This is a genomic window from Dyadobacter frigoris, from assembly GCF_005280585.1.
GTDB lineage: Bacteria > Bacteroidota > Bacteroidia > Cytophagales > Spirosomataceae > Dyadobacter > Dyadobacter frigoris.
Map to the genome: position 1 here is coordinate 303020 of NZ_SZVO01000001.1, position 15570 is coordinate 318589.

The 15570-nt window shown below is 39.9% G+C and carries 16 protein-coding genes and 2 pseudogenes; 13 read left to right on the forward strand and 5 right to left on the reverse strand.

What is annotated here, in order from left to right; translation table 11 throughout:
• Positions 1 to 11: 11 nt before the first annotated feature.
• Positions 12 to 971 carry a PstS family phosphate ABC transporter substrate-binding protein gene (locus FDK13_RS01435; protein ID WP_229215860.1) on the forward strand — a complete coding sequence of 320 codons (960 nt, stop codon included), beginning with the start codon at positions 12 to 14 and terminating at the stop codon, positions 969 to 971.
• A gap of 79 nt (positions 972 to 1050) precedes the next feature.
• Positions 1051 to 2805 (forward strand): tetratricopeptide repeat protein, encoded by a 1755-nt coding sequence (locus FDK13_RS01440; protein WP_229215861.1) that lies wholly within the window; start codon positions 1051 to 1053, stop codon positions 2803 to 2805.
• Between the two features lie 83 nt (positions 2806 to 2888).
• Here the strand turns inward: FDK13_RS01440 and FDK13_RS01445 are convergent, their stop codons facing one another.
• Positions 2889 to 3095, reverse strand: a complete 207-nt coding sequence (locus tag FDK13_RS01445; protein ID WP_137338192.1) for a hypothetical protein — start codon at positions 3093 to 3095, stop codon at positions 2889 to 2891.
• Between the two features lie 103 nt (positions 3096 to 3198).
• Here FDK13_RS01445 and FDK13_RS01450 point away from each other — a divergent pair, with 103 nt between their 5' ends.
• The 3 genes from FDK13_RS01450 (at position 3199) to FDK13_RS01465 (ending at position 6890) form a co-directional block, all read left to right on the forward strand.
• Positions 3199 to 4593 carry a BatD family protein gene (locus tag FDK13_RS01450; protein WP_137338193.1) on the forward strand — a complete coding sequence of 465 codons (1395 nt, stop codon included), beginning with the start codon at positions 3199 to 3201 and terminating at the stop codon, positions 4591 to 4593.
• A gap of 5 nt (positions 4594 to 4598) precedes the next feature.
• The gene (gene aroC / locus FDK13_RS01455) at positions 4599 to 5678 is read left to right on the forward strand and encodes a chorismate synthase (RefSeq protein WP_137338194.1); all 1080 of its coding nucleotides are present in this window, start codon (positions 4599 to 4601) and stop codon (positions 5676 to 5678) included.
• A gap of 330 nt (positions 5679 to 6008) precedes the next feature.
• Entirely contained in the window at positions 6009 to 6890 is an 882-nt protein-coding gene (locus FDK13_RS01465) for an FAD:protein FMN transferase (protein ID WP_229215862.1), read from the forward strand.
• A gap of 70 nt (positions 6891 to 6960) precedes the next feature.
• Here FDK13_RS01465 and FDK13_RS01470 read toward each other — a convergent pair whose 3' ends face one another.
• On the reverse strand, positions 6961 to 8304 hold the full coding sequence (locus tag FDK13_RS01470; protein WP_137338197.1) for a Gfo/Idh/MocA family protein: 1344 nt from the start codon (positions 8302 to 8304) through the stop codon (positions 6961 to 6963).
• A 27-nt stretch (positions 8305 to 8331) separates the two neighbouring features.
• Positions 8332 to 9315, reverse strand: a complete 984-nt coding sequence (locus tag FDK13_RS01475) for a formylglycine-generating enzyme family protein (protein ID WP_137338198.1) — start codon at positions 9313 to 9315, stop codon at positions 8332 to 8334.
• A 142-nt stretch (positions 9316 to 9457) separates the two neighbouring features.
• Here FDK13_RS01475 and FDK13_RS36870 point away from each other — a divergent pair.
• The 6 genes and pseudogenes from FDK13_RS36870 to FDK13_RS01495 form a co-directional block, all read left to right on the forward strand.
• A pseudogene (locus FDK13_RS36870) lies at positions 9458 to 10324 on the forward strand (ABC-F family ATP-binding cassette domain-containing protein); the annotation flags it as partial.
• Between the two features lie 24 nt (positions 10325 to 10348).
• Positions 10349 to 10831: pseudogene (locus FDK13_RS36875) on the forward strand (ATP-binding cassette domain-containing protein); the annotation flags it as partial.
• A 75-nt stretch (positions 10832 to 10906) separates the two neighbouring features.
• Complete coding sequence (locus FDK13_RS36880) at positions 10907 to 11341, forward strand: hypothetical protein (RefSeq protein WP_445438709.1); 435 nt, start codon at positions 10907 to 10909, stop codon at positions 11339 to 11341.
• 27 nt (positions 11342 to 11368) lie between these two features.
• Positions 11369 to 11686 carry a nucleotidyltransferase domain-containing protein gene (locus FDK13_RS01485; RefSeq protein ID WP_137338200.1) on the forward strand — a complete coding sequence of 106 codons (318 nt, stop codon included), beginning with the start codon at positions 11369 to 11371 and terminating at the stop codon, positions 11684 to 11686.
• A gap of 82 nt (positions 11687 to 11768) precedes the next feature.
• The gene (locus FDK13_RS01490; protein ID WP_137338201.1) at positions 11769 to 12404 is read left to right on the forward strand and encodes a DedA family protein; all 636 of its coding nucleotides are present in this window, start codon (positions 11769 to 11771) and stop codon (positions 12402 to 12404) included.
• A 31-nt stretch (positions 12405 to 12435) separates the two neighbouring features.
• The gene (locus tag FDK13_RS01495; protein WP_137338202.1) at positions 12436 to 12660 is read left to right on the forward strand and encodes a hypothetical protein; all 225 of its coding nucleotides are present in this window, start codon (positions 12436 to 12438) and stop codon (positions 12658 to 12660) included.
• A gap of 11 nt (positions 12661 to 12671) precedes the next feature.
• Here FDK13_RS01495 and FDK13_RS01500 read toward each other — a convergent pair whose 3' ends face one another.
• Positions 12672 to 13190 (reverse strand): gamma carbonic anhydrase family protein, encoded by a 519-nt coding sequence (locus tag FDK13_RS01500; protein ID WP_137338203.1) that lies wholly within the window; start codon positions 13188 to 13190, stop codon positions 12672 to 12674.
• Between the two features lie 134 nt (positions 13191 to 13324).
• Here FDK13_RS01500 and FDK13_RS01505 point away from each other — a divergent pair, with 134 nt between their 5' ends.
• Positions 13325 to 13885, forward strand: a complete 561-nt coding sequence (locus tag FDK13_RS01505) for a YqgE/AlgH family protein (RefSeq protein ID WP_137338204.1) — start codon at positions 13325 to 13327, stop codon at positions 13883 to 13885.
• Positions 13886 to 13900: 15 nt separating this feature from the next.
• Here the strand turns inward: FDK13_RS01505 and FDK13_RS01510 are convergent, their stop codons facing one another.
• On the reverse strand, positions 13901 to 14122 hold the full coding sequence (locus FDK13_RS01510) for a hypothetical protein (protein ID WP_170982688.1): 222 nt from the start codon (positions 14120 to 14122) through the stop codon (positions 13901 to 13903).
• Positions 14123 to 14296: 174 nt separating this feature from the next.
• Here FDK13_RS01510 and FDK13_RS01515 point away from each other — a divergent pair, with 174 nt between their 5' ends.
• Positions 14297 to 15565, forward strand: a complete 1269-nt coding sequence (locus FDK13_RS01515) for a metallophosphoesterase (RefSeq protein WP_137338205.1) — start codon at positions 14297 to 14299, stop codon at positions 15563 to 15565.
• The last annotated feature ends 5 nt before the right edge of the window (positions 15566 to 15570 follow it).

Genomic DNA, 15570 nt, shown 5'->3' on the forward strand with positions numbered 1-15570 from the left:
TAACAAAAAGCATGAAATATTTCATCAGTGCAGGCACAGGTATATTCCTGTGTATATTAGTCCTGATGTCAGGATGTTCGAAAACGTCCTCAAAGGAAAAGGATAATCCTGTTCAGGGGACGATTACAATAGCGGCTGATGAATCTTTTAAACCGCTTGTACATGCCTTGACACAGGCATACGAGGGGATTTATCCACGGGCTCATTTCAAGGTGGTTTACAAGCCTGAACAGCAGGCGATTCTGGAATTGTTGAAAGATAGTGTCAGAATGGTGTTCGCAACCAGGCAATTAAGTGAAAACGAGATTTCCATGGTAAAGCAGCAGGAAGGGATACAAAAAGCGCATCACATCGCGCTTGATGGCCTCGCACTTGTTGTAAATGGAAATAATAAGGATAGTTTGATAACAATGGATGAAGTAAAATCCATTGTGGAGGGTAAGATCACAGATTGGTCGCAGTTGAAAGGCAGTAGCCAGAAGGGACCCATTACGTTGGTTTTTGATAACGCGAATTCGAGCAATCTGAATTTTGTAATGAGTAAGTTTGGCTTAAAGAGTATTCAGAAACTCAGAATAACTTCGGCAGGTTCAAACGCAAATGTTATCAATGAAATAAAAAAGAATCCATTAAGCCTCGGTTTTATAGGTGTTAACTGGATTAGCGACGGGCATGATGCTTTGGCAAGGGAGCTTTCAAAGGGTATCAGAGTTTTGGGTGTTTCTAAAAATTCTAATCCTGCTTCTGTTAAAGAGTATTATCAGCCTTTCCAAAACGGATTGGAATTAAAGAATTATCCACTCTCACGTGATGTTTATATTATCATCAGGGAAGGTTATGCAGGACTTGGTGGTGGAATGCTTAATTACATAACCAGGGATGTTGGCGGGCTCATTATTCAGAAGATGGGTTTGATACCAACAGTTGTGTATCCAAGAGAGCTGGAAATAAGGACGGGACAAAATCTTTAGTCTTCTTATACAATTTATTACATTTGGAACTTGTTTATTGAAAAACCAAATTTTTTGTCATTATATTAACCGGGTAAAAATGAACAGAAACATGAGAATGAAGTTAGCAGCACTGGTATTATGCATTTTTTCAGTAGTAAATGTGCATGCACAAACGGTGCAGGACGGTTTGGCCTTAATACATGCTGAACGTAACAAGGAAGCAGGTGAATTGTTTACAAAACTGGCCACAGGTACTCCTTCGGCTGATAATCAGTATTACCTTGGTTATTATTATGTAATTAATAAGCAGTTGGATGAAGCTCAGAAAGCTTTTGAGAAGGGTATTCAATTAGATGAGAAATCAGTTCTTAACCAGGTTGGTCTTGGAACAGTTGCACTTGGAAAAGGTGACCGTGCAAAAGCTAAGGAGTTATTTACTGCTGCTGAAAAGAAAAAAGGTAAAGATGCTGAAGTTCTTTTCCGTATAGGTGAAGCTTACACTTTATTTGAAAAACAAAGTGATCCTGCGGAAGCAATAAGATTGTTGGATGAAGCAGTTAAAAGAGATAAAAATCTTGCTGACGCTTATATTTCAAAAGGTGATGCTTTGATGTTACGCAATGAAGGTGGTGCTGCGGTAACAGCTTATGAATATGCTTTGACTGCAAAAGCTAACTATGCTGTTGCACACAACCGTATTGGTTCAGTTTATTTAAGAGGTAAGAACTATAACCTTGCTCTTGAAGACTACAAAAAAGCACTGGAAGCAGATCCTAACTTTGCTCCTGCTTATCAGGATCTTGCCGAGCTTTATTTCTTTGCCCGTAAGTACAAACAGGCAGCAGAGAACTACGATCTTTATATGCAGAAAAGTCTTGCATCAGATCCTGAAACGAAACTTCGTGCGGCTCAGTTTGCCTTTACTGCTGATGATTATACAAAATCATTGCAGATTCTGGATGAAATGAAAGGAAAGATCAACAACCCTATTACTTTGCGTATGTACGGTTGGTCTTATGCGAAGACAAATAATCCTGATATGGCGATTCAAAATTTGAATGAGTTCATAAAAGTTGCTCCTGATAAAGTAATTGGAGATGACTACAAATATCTTGGGCGTGCTTACAATGCAAAAGTGACTGATGGAAAGGGTTACGACTCTACGGGTGTTCTTTATATCCTGAAAGGTGCTGACATGGATACCAGTAAAACAGACGCTGCAAATACTTACAAAGAAGTTGGTGCATTGTACTATGCTGCAAAAGATTTCCCTAATTCAGCGAAAACGTATTATAAAGGTATTGCACTGGATACAGCTAAGGCGACTGCAAATGACTACTATTATCTGGGTCTTTCTAAATTCCAGTTAGCTGGTGCGCTGGGATCTCTAAATAATACTGCCGGTGATAGCGCTCAAATTGCTGCGGATAAAAGAAAAATGTATTTATCTGCTGATTCAACTTTTGCAACTGTTACGCAAAAGCTTCCTGATTGGCCATATGGTTACTATTGGAGAGCAAGTGCGCTTTACAACGCATATGACAAGCAGGAAAATATTGATAAAGGAATTTCAGCTCCTTACTATCTTAAACTGGCTGAATTGGCAGAAAAGGATCCAGATCCTTCAAAGTACAAGTCTTATTTGAAATTGGCATATAACTACCTTGCGTTTTATAGCCAGACTACATTGAAAGACGAAGCTAAGTCAAAAGAATACTGGACTAAATTGTTGGCTATTGATCCTAACAGTGCAGCTGCGAAAGAAGCATTAGGTATGGCTCCGGCTGCTGCTGATGCATCGGCAACTCCTGCTAAACCTGCGGCAGCAAAGAAACCTGCTCCAAAGAAATAATCAGAGCTTAGTAAAATAAAAACGAAAAGACCCGCCAATTTCGGCGGGTCTTTTCGTTTTTATTGATATTCTATTACAATGGATCAGCCCAGTGTAGATGGAAGCGGAAAGCAATTATTAAGTGTAGCCAGATGAACCGAGCTATAATTCTCGTAACACCAGTTTCTTAAACGTTTTACTTCGGCAGGCATTAACATGCGGATTGCTTTTCTTAATTCTTTTTCGAACAATCTGCGGTCGAAACTAACCTTTTGCAGAATAATTTTAATGTATTCAAGCATAGAGGCCATAGTATTATGTAGTTTTGCGGTTTAGGTAAGACACAACGTTAAAAAAACTTTTATAGATATTAGTCCATATTAGTATCACCGATAAGTGTAACGAATATTTCCCATGAAATTATATGTAATTTTAAGCATAATTTTGTGTTTTTCTTGTACTATTCATGCGCAAGTTATAAATAATGATCCAACAATTGAATTTGGGGCGAAAAATCTTAAAATAGACGAGCCATTTACGATTTCAGTTGTTGTTCCGGGAGAAGAAAACCGGCCATCGGTAAGCTTTCCGGAGATAAACGGGCTTGAAAAACGGAGTAAATCTGCAACTAGTTCAATAAACACAGTAGGTGGAGAAAAAGTTGTAGTACAGACAATCAGTCAGCAGTATTTCGCACTAAAGGAAGGAACGTATGTAATTCCTGCCTTTTTTGTTACAGTTAATGGCTTAAAGGTCAAATCTGATGGGATTACGGTTGAGTACAATACCAGAGTACTGATAAATCCGGAGGTAATAAGTGAAGAAGATCTGGCATTATTGCCCGAAGTTGAAAATAATGAGGAAGATGTCTTTCTTTCGGTTGGGGCTAATAAAAAAAGCGTCTTCATGCGGGAAGGGTTTGCGCTTGGAATTTCCTTGTATGTAGCAGAAAATGCACCAATACAAATGGATTTTTACCAGGTAAATGTACAATTGCAGTCAATCTTAAAAAAGATACGTCCGGTAGGCTGCTGGGAAGAAAATGTTGGTATTGAGGAGATTATCAAGCGAAAAATTGAAATAGGCGGCAGAAAGTATACTGAATTCAATTTATATCAGGCACAGTTTTTCCCTATGACATTACAGGATATTATTTTTCCTTCGGTAACTTTGGAAATGCTTGTGGGAAGTGCGAAAGCTGGTGAAGGAAAAATGCTTAAAAGTTTTCGTTCCGGGGTTGTTAAAGTCACTGTAAAGCCTTTGCCGCCACATCCGTTAAAAGATCAGGTGGCCGTAGGACAGTACAAACTCGTCGAACGTCTTTCAAGCGCACTGGTTTATCCGGGAGAAAGTATCAGATATTTGTTCAGGATTGAAGGGAAAGGAAATATAGCAGCCATTCCGACGCCGGAAATTATCGCCAATTCGTCGTTTGATTTTTATCCGCCTGACATTAGTCAGCTAATAAAAAGGAGTAATCAGAATGTGAGCGGAGAAAAGAGCTTTGATTATTTTGTGGTACCTCGTCAGGATGGTACTTTTCCGTTAGGAAGATATTTTCAATGGGTTTATTTCGATCCGAAGTCGGCAAAATATGATACGTTGACTTCCCTGAAGACACTTCAGGTAAAGGGTGAAGATTACAAATTGGGCAACATATCGTTACACGGTTCCACGGGCTTGTATGATAACCTCGAAAGGTTAGACAGTAGTCAGGAATATTTTGATTTTAAACAAATATTAAAAGAATTAACCAATGCCATCGTAATTCTGTTGTTGTTTACAATGGGTTGGGTTTTAAGAAAATAAATTTCATGGGTAGTACATACGGAAAAATATTCAAGATTTCCACGTTCGGGGAATCACATGGCGTAGGAATCGGAGTTGTTGTGGAGGGCTGTCCGGCCGGCGTTGATTTTGACACAGATTTTATTCAAAGTGAACTGACACGCAGAAAGCCGGGGCAGTCACGTATTACAACGCAAAGGAAAGAAGCAGATGAATTTGAGGTTTTATCTGGCGTATTTGAAGGGAAAACTACGGGTACTCCGATTGCTTTAATTATTAGAAATGAAGATCAGCGGAGTAAAGATTATTCACATATAGCGGCTCAATTTCGCCCGTCTCACGCAGATTATACCTATCAGGTAAAGTATGGTGTAAGGGATTATCGGGGGGGGGGCAGAAGTTCAGCAAGGGAAACTGCTGCACGTGTAGCTGCCGGTGCTTTGGCAAAATTGCTTCTTGCTAATTTTGGCGTAAATATTCAGGCCTACGTTTCTCAGGTAGGTGCTATGAAACTGGATAAGTTTTACACGGAACTGGATTTAAGCCAAACGGAAAATAATGCCGTTCGTTGTCCGGACCCGGAAATGGCAGAAAAGATGTTTAATTACATTGATGATGTGCGTAAAAAAGGAGATTCGATTGGTGGAGTTGTTAATTGCGTGGTAAAAGGAGCTCCTGCTGGTTGGGGAGAACCAGTTTTTGATAAACTCCATGCCGAACTTGGAAAAGCGATGCTAAGCATCAATGCTGTAAAGGGCTTTGAATATGGCAGCGGTTTTGACGGTGTGGCGATGTTGGGTTCAGAGCACAATGATGCTTTTTTTGTGGACGATAAAGGAGAAGTTCATACAAGATCAAATCATTCCGGAGGTATCCAGGGTGGGATTTCTAATGGAGAAGATATTTATTTCAAAGTTGCTTTTAAGCCCGTGGCAACGATTATGCAGGATCAGGAAAGTGTTGATTCAAATGGAGATACAGCCGTTGTACAGGGAAAGGGACGCCACGATCCTTGTGTTGTGCCACGTGCCGTTCCAATAGTGGAGGCCATGGCAGCGCTGGTTTTGGCAGATTTTTATTTGCGGAATAAAGCCAGTAAGCTTTAATTTTTTTTTCGCCGTCGGTTTAGGCTCAGTACAAGCCAGATCGTTCCTAAAAACTCAACAGTAAGCCCGCTTAACATGGTGGGATTACTGAAATGCACATGTGTAGGTTTTATAAATGCGCTTGTGGCAATTAATAGCAGACCTGCTGATAAGATGATAATAGCATTTAGTAGATTCAGTTTCACCCGATTATATCGTTCGTTCCACTTTTTTAACAGCTTCGGTTCAAGGAAGCACTATATATCGAATATAGGTATTCTATTTTTCGTTTGCTATTTTTCCAACCAAATTTTTGCCCAGGAAAAACGATATACCTTTGAAAGAGGACTTATGGGATCTCCATTCCGGATCATTATTTATTCGGATAACGATTCAACTGCAAACAAAGCGGCCCAGAGTGCTTTTAAACGTATTGAGGACCTTAACCTGGCGCTAAGCGATTATCGTGATGATAGCGAAATAAATGCGGTCTCAGCGCAATCCGGAACAGATAAGTGGATTCATGTTAGCAAGGATCTTTTTTACATCTTAATTATTTCGGACGATATCAGTAAAAAGACTAATGGCGCTTTTGATGCAACCCTTGGGCCAATCGTTCAGGAATGGCGCCGTGCTACACGTAAAGGCTATTTTCCCGATTCTGTATTAATTAAAGATGTATTAAGCAGAACCGGATATCAAAAGATTAAATTTGACATCTCAACACAAAGTATTCAGCTAAAAGAAAAAGGGATGCGGCTGGATATCGGTGGCTTAGGAAAAGGCTATGCCGCGGATGAAGCTGTGAAGGTTTTGAAAAGTTTTGGTATAAAATCTGGCATGATTGATGCGGGTGGAAAACTTGCCTTGATGGATTCGCCGCCGGGAGAAAAAGGTTGGAAAATTGTAATTTCTTCGGGTAGGGATTCAATTGAAACCATAGAATATTCAAATGTCGGAATGGCCACTTCCGGGCCAACATACCGCTATCTGGAGTATAATGGAAAAAGATATTCCCATATTGTTGATCCGAAAACAGGGATTGGCCTGCTTTATCATGTTAGAACCACTGTTATTTCTCCCACGTCGGTCGAGGCAGACGCGCTGGCAACTGCTTTTAGTGTATCAGGAATAAAAGAAGGAAAGAAATATATCAGGCGTTTTCCAAATAATAAGGTCTGGCTGGTAGAGACCAAAAATGCGAAGATAAAAACCTGGAATACAATTAAATGATTAAAAACAATAAAGGCTGCGGTTTTGAATCGCAGCCTTTATTGTTTTTAATCATTTGTGAGTAGAGTCCTTAGATAACTACTGTTTTGCCAGGTACTGCAACCGGATATAAACCGTCTGGTCCAGGCATTAATTTTGGATTTGCATCCCATGCGAGCTTGTCAGGGAATAAGTTAATGTCCGAATTTAAAGCCTCATCCCACTTGATCACTTTTCCTGAATAAGTGGCCATACGGCCCATAATAGCAGTCATCGTGCTTTTTGCTACCCTTTCAGCATCTGCAAATTTGTATTCACCTTTTGCGATTGCATCAAACAGTTCGTCGTGTTCAACCTGATACGGGTTGATGTCGGCTTTGTCATCGTGCGCATACATCACACCACCTTTGTAATCTTTAAGAATCGTTTTCTTACCGTCAAAGCTGTCAATGCGTCCTTTTGTTCCTACAAAAGCTTCGTCAACGCGATTGTATGTTCCTTCAAACTGGCGGCACTGACTTGAAATTGTCGTACCATCAGCATAAACAAGATCCAGTGTATGGTGGTCAAAAATCTCACCATACTGTTTTCCTGTACGAACTTCGCGCCCGCCCGTTCCCTGAATTTGTGTAGGATAAGCATTCTTTACCCAGTTTGCTACATCAATATTGTGAACGTGCTGCTCGGTGATGTGGTCACCGCAAAGCCAGTTGAAATAATACCAGTTTCTCATTTGGTATTCCATTTCAGTCTGATTTGGCTGACGTTCTTTCATCCATGGGCTGCTGCCAACCCAGTAAACCTGTCCGCCTACGATATCACCCAAAGCTCCATCGTGAATTCTTTTGATCGCTTCACGGTAATTAGCCTGATAACGACGCTGAAGACCGACGACAACGTTTAATTTCTTTTTCTTAGCTTCTTCTGCAACCGCTAAAACTTTACGGATACCTGGTGCATCAGTTGCAACCGGTTTTTCCATAAATATATGTTTGTTGTTCTTAACCGCTTCTTCAAAATGAGAAGGACGGAATCCCGGAGGTGTTGCCAAAATGACAACATCTACGTCTTTTAAAGCAATCGCCTTTTTGAACGCATCAAACCCTACGAATTTACGATCATCAGGAACATCTACTTTTGTTTTGATATCCACTGTTGCACCTGCTGCATTTTTGTATTTTTTAGCAGTAAGGCTTCTGTAAGATTCGTCAAGTCTGTCTTTGAAGGCATCGGCCATGGCTACGATCTGCACATTTTGTTTTGTGCTTAACGCTTGTGCCGCAGCACCTGTTCCGCGTCCGCCACAGCCAATTAATGCAACCCGAATAGTATCACCAACAGCACTGTTGAATCCGTATCCCGTAAAAGGATTAAGGATTACACTGCCTGCAACCAGGCCAGATGCTTTAAGGAATTCGCGTCTGTTTTGTTCCATTTTAAAGTTTAATTAAGAGTTTAAATATCAATAATCTTCTATTAACGCAGGACTGTAATATTTTGTAATCTCCTCAGCTGATGGCACTTTCACCGGTCTTACTAACCTAAAACCTACAAAAGATGCACTTGTCATCCACCATTCACTTTTTGGAAGTTGTGGATCCAAAACTTTCCATTCAGGTTTTGAAGGCGTACGGGCTGCACTTCTCAAATCTGCCGCTTCGTCATCCCATGATCCACCGCGAACAGCGGTTGGGTAAAGTTCCGTTACCGGAGCAAATTTTTCTCCGGCTGGTTGTTTGGCATAATAATCAGGAATGTATTGATCAAGAGTCCATTCCATCACATTACCATGCATATCATATAAGCCCCATGCATTTGGCTTTTTTGTTCCCACTTTTTTATATGCAGAACTGCTGTTTTTACGATACCATGCATATTCATCAAGTTTTGAAGCATCATCTCCGAACGAATAAGCCGTCTTTGATCCAGCTCTGCAAGCATACTCCCATTCAGCTTCGGTAGGAAGACGGTAGAAAACGCCTGTTTTCTCATACATCCATTTGCAAAAAAGAATGGCAGCGTATTGCGTCATATTGATAGCCGGATATCCTGCACGTCCCATGCCGAAGGACATATCTACGTAAGGAGGACTTGGGCGTGTACTTGCATCTGTTTTTGCCACGCTTTTTTCAGGATCAGGATGACGTAACGCCATTTCCTTTTCCATATTTTTGAAAGCATACAAATCATAAATGTCCCAGCTTAACTCAACCTTTCCCATCCAGAAAGGCTCAATTTTAACTTTATGCTGAGGACCTTCATCCGGTCTGCGGCCTTTTTCGGTAGCCGGGCTACCCATGGTATATTCGCCGCCGGGAATAGCAACCATGTCATAAACTTGTGGGCTTCCGCCGATTACCTGCGTGTAACTCTTAAAGTTGTCTTGCGCAGATGCATTTAAACAGAGAAAAATTACAGGGATTAGGTTTAAGATTTTTTTGTACATAATTTTTAAAAATGTGTTCTCATTGAACCATATAACAAAGAATAAGTAGCAATATTATGGTATTTACCCTATGAAAACGAATTTTTTCTTTCTTCTCTAATATCTATCCTACCTTTGTAGTTATAGAATCCAAAATTTACCTATGAATTACCTTTCAGCAGAAAATATTGCGAAGTCCTTTGGAGACCAGTGGCTTTTTAAAAATATCAATTTCGGGATCAGTCGTGGTGATAAAGTGGCACTTATCGGAACAAACGGAACCGGAAAAACAACTTTCCTTAACATCTTAACAGGTAAAATTCCGCCACAGGAAGGGTCGGTAAGTATCCGTAAAGATATCCGTGTAGGTTATCTGGATCAAAGCCCTTCGTTTGATGTGACGCTACCGGTTTTGGAAGTTATTTTCTCTTCAAATAACCCTGTTGCCATTGCTGTTAAAAAGTACGAGCATGCCATTGAAACGGATGACCACGACGCATTGGCCACCGCCATGGAAGATATGGATACTTACAAAGCCTGGGATTTCGAATATAAGGTGAAAGAAGTTTTGGGGCGTTTGGGGATTCATGATACTGAAAACTTATACGGTAATCTTTCCGGGGGACAGAAAAAACGTGTTGCTTTGGCCAAAATTCTTTTGGAAGACCCTGAATTATTGATTCTCGATGAACCGACCAACCATTTGGATCTTGATACGGTTGAGTGGCTTGAAAAATATTTGAATACACAAAATACTACACTTCTGGTTGTAACCCACGACAGATATTTCCTTGACACGGTTTGTAATCAAGTGCTGGAATTAGATCATGGTTCGGCTTATTCTTACAAAGGAAATTATTCTTATTTCCTGGAAAAGAAAGCGGAACGTGAAGAATCCGAAGCAGCAGGAATTGACAAAGCGAGAAACCTTATGCGTAAGGAACTTGACTGGATCAGAAAGCAGCCAAAAGCGCGTGGTACAAAAGCAAAATACCGTGTGGATGCTTTTGAGGAATTAAAAGAAAAGGCAAGCCAGAAAAAATTCGATACACAGATGGAGCTTAACGTGCGTACGGCGCGTTTGGGTAGCAAGATCATCGAAATGGAAAATGTAAGCAAAGGATTTGGCGATCGTCAGCTGATCACAAACTTTGAATATACTTTCCGTAAAGGCGACCGGATCGGAATTGTGGGTCAGAATGGTATGGGTAAATCTACTTTGCTGAACATGATCACCGGTGAACTGGAACCTGATAGCGGAAAAATTGTAAAAGGAGAAACGGTTCAGTTTGGGTATTACAAACAAACGGATCTTGTTTTTGACGAAACGCAACGTGTTATTGATATCGTTAAAGATGTTGCAGAAGTTGTGCAGCTTGGAACGGGTGAAACGGTAACGGTAGGTCATTTGTTACAGGCATTTTTGTTTTCACCTTCGAAACAATATGATTTTATATCGAAACTAAGTGGAGGAGAAAAAAGAAGATTACAGCTTCTTCTAATCCTGATCAAACAACCTAACTTCCTGATTCTGGATGAGCCAACGAATGATCTGGACATTGCGAGCTTGAACGTTTTGGAAGAATTTTTAATGAACTTCCCGGGTTGTATCATGATTGTTTCCCATGATAGATACTTCCTTGACCGTTTGGTTGAACATATTTTTGTATTCGAAGGAGAAGGTAAGATCAGCGATTTTCCTGGAAACTATACAGAACTTCGTGATTACCAGGATGAAGTTGAGGCAGAGAAAAAAAATGTGGCTTCGGGAAAAAGTCAGCCAGTTGCTGCACCAGCTCCGGTTAAAGAAGTTGCATCAGTTCCGTCTGCTCCGAAGAAAAAGTTAAGTTTTAAAGAACAACGCGAATTTGAAACGCTTGAAGGTGAAATGGCTGCATTGGAAAAGAAAAAAGCGCAGTTGATTGAAAAACTTGAAAATGGCGGTTCTCATGTGGAAGTTACGTCATGGGCATTACAAATTGAAGAGATAACGCAGACACAATCAGACAAGGAAATGCGTTGGCTGGAACTGTCTGAAAATGCTTAATTTTGAAAAAGATAATCAGCGATCGTCATGAATATTAAAACGGTATCAAAGGAATTTAAAGATGAAATGAAAAGCTTGTATGGTGATTTGCTGTACAAGGTAATTTTATTCGGTTCATTTGCCAGAAATGATTTTCGTGATGATTCTGATGTTGATTTCCTGGTTGTTTTAAATAAGGATGAAGTTCGTCCCTTGCCAGAGATATCAAAAATTTCCCCTGTACTGGGGGAATTTTTAAGTCATTATCATAAAGTTTTTAGTGTTGTTCCAACGAGTAGGAGGAAATTTGAGGATAGCACCATGCCACTTTATAGAAATATTCGTTCAGAAGGAATTGAAATATGAGTGATATTAAATAAAGCCCGCCATTTCGTTAATACGGTTATCCATTATCTTAAAAATAATGGATACTTAGAGTAAAAACCCTATGAATTCAATTGTAGAATTTTTCCAATACCTGCTCAATTCGGAAGAGTTAATCCGGACCGGCGGTTTGCTTGTTATCACTTTTATAGTCTTTGCAGAAAACGGATTGTTCTTTGCGTTTTTTCTTCCGGGCGATTATCTGGTATTTCTCGCAGGCGTCTTTTGTGGAACCGGAATCTTGCAGGTACCCATCGGAATTCTATTGTTATGTATGTTCGCGGCTGCTGTTTTGGGCTCCTTAACAGGATATATTTTTGGGAAATATTTCGGGGATATGTTTGAAAACAGACCGGATTCATTATTTTTCAAAAAGAAACATCTGGATACAACCCGGAAATATTTTGATAAATATGGAAGCAGAACGCTGATTGTTAGCCGTTTTTTACCTATTGTCAGAACTTTTGCACCGATTTTGGCTGGCGTAGCAAAAATGTCATTTCCTGCTTTTCTACTGAACAATGTAATTGGTGGAGCGGTCTGGATTGGCGCACTTACCGGTGGCGGATTTTTATTCGGCGAGCGTTTTCCGTGGATTGTTGACTACGTTCATTACATTATATTATTCTTTTTAGCGATTACCACTTTTACAGTAATCAAGGGGTATTTCAACGCTAGAAAGGGGATGGTTGAGGAGTGAACTTTTAGTTAACCACTAAAAAGTACACACTATGAAAATTTATTATAACAAAAAGCAGCGAAATTTCAACATTGGTTTAGTTGTTGTTATGGCGTTGGCATTGATGGCCGTTCTTGACCGTGGTAACTTCGATCCACGAACTTCCGGATTTTGGTCATGTATTTTACAAGCGTTTTTTACATACCTGTTTTTTGGTCCTATATCATTCAAAAAAACAGTTAATAACCCTGACTTGTTAACAGGAAAGGAAAACTAGGCTTCCTGATTTCATTCTTCCTCCTTAAACCAGCCCGAATAAGTAATATAATTATTCGCAGTCCTATCAATAATTGCTTCCAGATCACTAGAAACATCTTTCAAATACTTTGCAGGATTTCCAGCATAGATTGTTCCAGGAGGGACTTTCGTATTCTGCGTAACAATTGCTCCGGCAGCAATAATGGATCCTGTTCCGATTACCGCTCCATCCATCACAATCGATCCCATTCCTATTAAAACATGGTCTTCAATAATGCATCCATGAACGATCGCATTGTGCGCTATGGAAACATAATCCCCGATATAGGTTCCGTTTTTTTGATAGGTACAATGAATGACCGCCCCGTCCTGCACATTGGAATATTTACCGATTCGAATGCTGTTAACATCACCACGCACCACCGCATTGAACCAAACGGTACAGTGTTCGCCCATAATTACATCTCCAACAACTGTTGCGTTTTCTGCTAACCAACAATTTTCACCGAAATGAGGATGATTTCCACGAACTGATCTGATCAATGCCATATTTTAAATGCGTATATATTCGTTTTTCTAATTAATATTTCCTTTTTTCGTTAACCAACGAGAAATATAAAACTTGGGTAATGTTACTTAAAAATAAATATATTTCGTTTTTTAATTAATTAAATTCACATAACATGGCCATGACAGAAAATCTATCTAAAGGTTCTTTACTGATTGCCAAGCCGTATTTGGGAGATCCGAATTTTGAAAGGGGTGTCATTTTGTTATGTGAATACAACGGGCAGGGAAGTTTTGGTTTTGTTCTTAACCAGGTGACGGACTTGTTTTTAGGAGATGTGCTTGATGATACTATCTACCAGGACATACCTTTACATTTAGGCGGACCGGTTGAAAAAAATACACTGCATTTTATTCACCGGAAACCTGATTTGATTTCTGGCGGAGCTGAAATTATGCCTAATGTTTTTTGGGGAGGAGATTTTGATCAGGTAAAAACGCTTCTTAATATCAATTCATTGAAAGCGGATGATGTCCGGTTTTTTATTGGGTATTCAGGATGGAGTGGGGGACAGATCGAAGATGAGTTATCCCAAAATTCCTGGATCATTACGCAAACAACCTCAGATTTTCTTTTCACTACGCCACCGGCAAATTTCTGGCGGGAAATATTAAAAAATATGGGAGGTGAATACCGCTCGATAGCGCATTATCCCATTGACCCCAATTTAAATTAAGAAATACCAACCGCACTAGTTCGGGCTATTCAGGCCGTGAATTGATTCATAATCAGATTTTACACGAGCGGTTTCACCAATCAGAAATTTTTGAAGCTGCTCGTTAAAAACAGTTTTATCTTCCTCCGAAAGTGACGCGTAAATATCCTTCAATTCCTGATTTATAACGGCACGCTCTTCGCCGGAAGCTGCGTTCATCGAACGGATATGAAAACGTTTAAAATCGAAATCAGGCATAACAGAAAATTTTAATAATGTCCAAAAGTACAAAATTCCTCCTTTTGCATAAGTATCCTTACCGTTTAGGGTTGAATTTTTTCCTTCAAAACTTTTTCTCTGAATAAAGTTTTCTACGGCTGAACGAGAAAAACGTAACAGGTGTTAATTCTGACATAAATACATGTGATTAGAATGAACCGCACTCTTTTTTTTATAGCATTAACAGTTGTGCTTTTCGGCATTGACTGGTACGTCTGGCAGGCTTTACGTTTTGTAATACGGAACTTATCCCAGCCGACACAAAGATGGATCACCCTCGCTTACTGGGGATTCACTTCACTAACATTGTTTGCTTACGTGATGATGCAGTTTTTACCTGCTGATTTTTTCAATCGTGTCACCAGAACTTTCATTATCGCAGGAATAGCAATTCCTTATTTTTCAAAACTGCTGATTGTATTCTTTTTGGTGATTGATGATATCCGTCGTTTGCTTCAATGGATTGTTAGTTATTTTATTCCATCTGTGGCACCAGTTGCTCCTGTAAATCCGGTAAATTCTGTGGAGAGAAGTATTCCTCGCTCACAATTTCTGGAAACCACAGCCTTAGTTGCAGGAACTGCTCTAATGGGCACTTTTGTGTTTGGAATTTTATCCGGGGCGCATGATTATAGGATTCGTCGTGTGAAGGTTGTATTGAAAAATCTACCAAAAGCATTTCACGGAATGAAGATCGCGCAGCTTTCTGATATTCATTCGGGTAGTTTTTTCAATAAAACGGCTGTGAAAGGTGGTGTTGAAATGTTATTGAGGGAGAAACCGGACATTGCCTTTTTTACAGGAGATCTGGTTAATGACCGTGCTGTTGAGGTAAAAGATTATATCAATATTTTTGAAAAAATAAAGGCACCGCTTGGCGTGCATTCAACTTTAGGCAATCATGATTATGGAGATTATTATCAATGGGGATCCCAACAGGAAAAAAATCAAAATCTTGCGAATTTAAAAAAAGCGCATGAACTGTTAGGGTGGAATTTAATGCTTGATGAAAATCGTGCTATTCGTGTGGATAATGAGGAAATCGGACTCATTGGTATTCAGAACTGGGGAGCCGGAAATTTTGCCAAATATGGTAATCTTGAAAAAGCGTATCAGGGAGCAGAAGATTATCCTGTAAAAATATTATTATCCCATGATCCAAGTCATTGGCGTGCACAGGTACTTCCAAAATATAACGACATTGATCTGGCTTTTGCGGGTCATACGCACGGAATGCAGTTTGGGGTGGAAGTTGCCGGAATTAAATGGAGCCCCGTTCAGTATCGTTACAAGGAATGGGCGGGTTTATATACTGAAAATAACCAGCATCTGTATGTTAACCGTGGATTCGGCTACCTGGGTTACCCCGGACGTGTAGGTATTTTGCCGGAAATTACGATCATTGAGTTGGTAAGAGGCTAAGTAAT

What these genes read in the sequence shown, in the direction of transcription:
- FDK13_RS01435 (WP_229215860.1), top strand. Translation starts at nt 12, where the DNA reads ATGAAATATTTCATCAGTGCAGGCACAGGTATATTCCTGTGTATATTA.
- FDK13_RS01440 (WP_229215861.1), top strand. Translation starts at nt 1,051, where the DNA reads ATGAACAGAAACATGAGAATGAAGTTAGCAGCACTGGTATTATGCATT.
- FDK13_RS01445 (WP_137338192.1), bottom strand. Translation starts at nt 3,095, where the DNA reads ATGGCCTCTATGCTTGAATACATTAAAATTATTCTGCAAAAGGTTAGT.
- FDK13_RS01450 (WP_137338193.1), top strand. Translation starts at nt 3,199, where the DNA reads ATGAAATTATATGTAATTTTAAGCATAATTTTGTGTTTTTCTTGTACT.
- aroC (WP_137338194.1), top strand. Translation starts at nt 4,599, where the DNA reads ATGGGTAGTACATACGGAAAAATATTCAAGATTTCCACGTTCGGGGAA.
- FDK13_RS01465 (WP_229215862.1), top strand. Translation starts at nt 6,009, where the DNA reads ATGGGATCTCCATTCCGGATCATTATTTATTCGGATAACGATTCAACT.
- FDK13_RS01470 (WP_137338197.1), bottom strand. Translation starts at nt 8,304, where the DNA reads ATGGAACAAAACAGACGCGAATTCCTTAAAGCATCTGGCCTGGTTGCA.
- FDK13_RS01475 (WP_137338198.1), bottom strand. Translation starts at nt 9,315, where the DNA reads ATGTACAAAAAAATCTTAAACCTAATCCCTGTAATTTTTCTCTGTTTA.
- FDK13_RS36880 (WP_445438709.1), top strand. Translation starts at nt 10,907, where the DNA reads ATGATTGTTTCCCATGATAGATACTTCCTTGACCGTTTGGTTGAACAT.
- FDK13_RS01485 (WP_137338200.1), top strand. Translation starts at nt 11,369, where the DNA reads ATGAATATTAAAACGGTATCAAAGGAATTTAAAGATGAAATGAAAAGC.
- FDK13_RS01490 (WP_137338201.1), top strand. Translation starts at nt 11,769, where the DNA reads ATGAATTCAATTGTAGAATTTTTCCAATACCTGCTCAATTCGGAAGAG.
- FDK13_RS01495 (WP_137338202.1), top strand. Translation starts at nt 12,436, where the DNA reads ATGAAAATTTATTATAACAAAAAGCAGCGAAATTTCAACATTGGTTTA.
- FDK13_RS01500 (WP_137338203.1), bottom strand. Translation starts at nt 13,190, where the DNA reads ATGGCATTGATCAGATCAGTTCGTGGAAATCATCCTCATTTCGGTGAA.
- FDK13_RS01505 (WP_137338204.1), top strand. Translation starts at nt 13,325, where the DNA reads ATGGCCATGACAGAAAATCTATCTAAAGGTTCTTTACTGATTGCCAAG.
- FDK13_RS01510 (WP_170982688.1), bottom strand. Translation starts at nt 14,122, where the DNA reads ATGCCTGATTTCGATTTTAAACGTTTTCATATCCGTTCGATGAACGCA.
- FDK13_RS01515 (WP_137338205.1), top strand. Translation starts at nt 14,297, where the DNA reads ATGAACCGCACTCTTTTTTTTATAGCATTAACAGTTGTGCTTTTCGGC.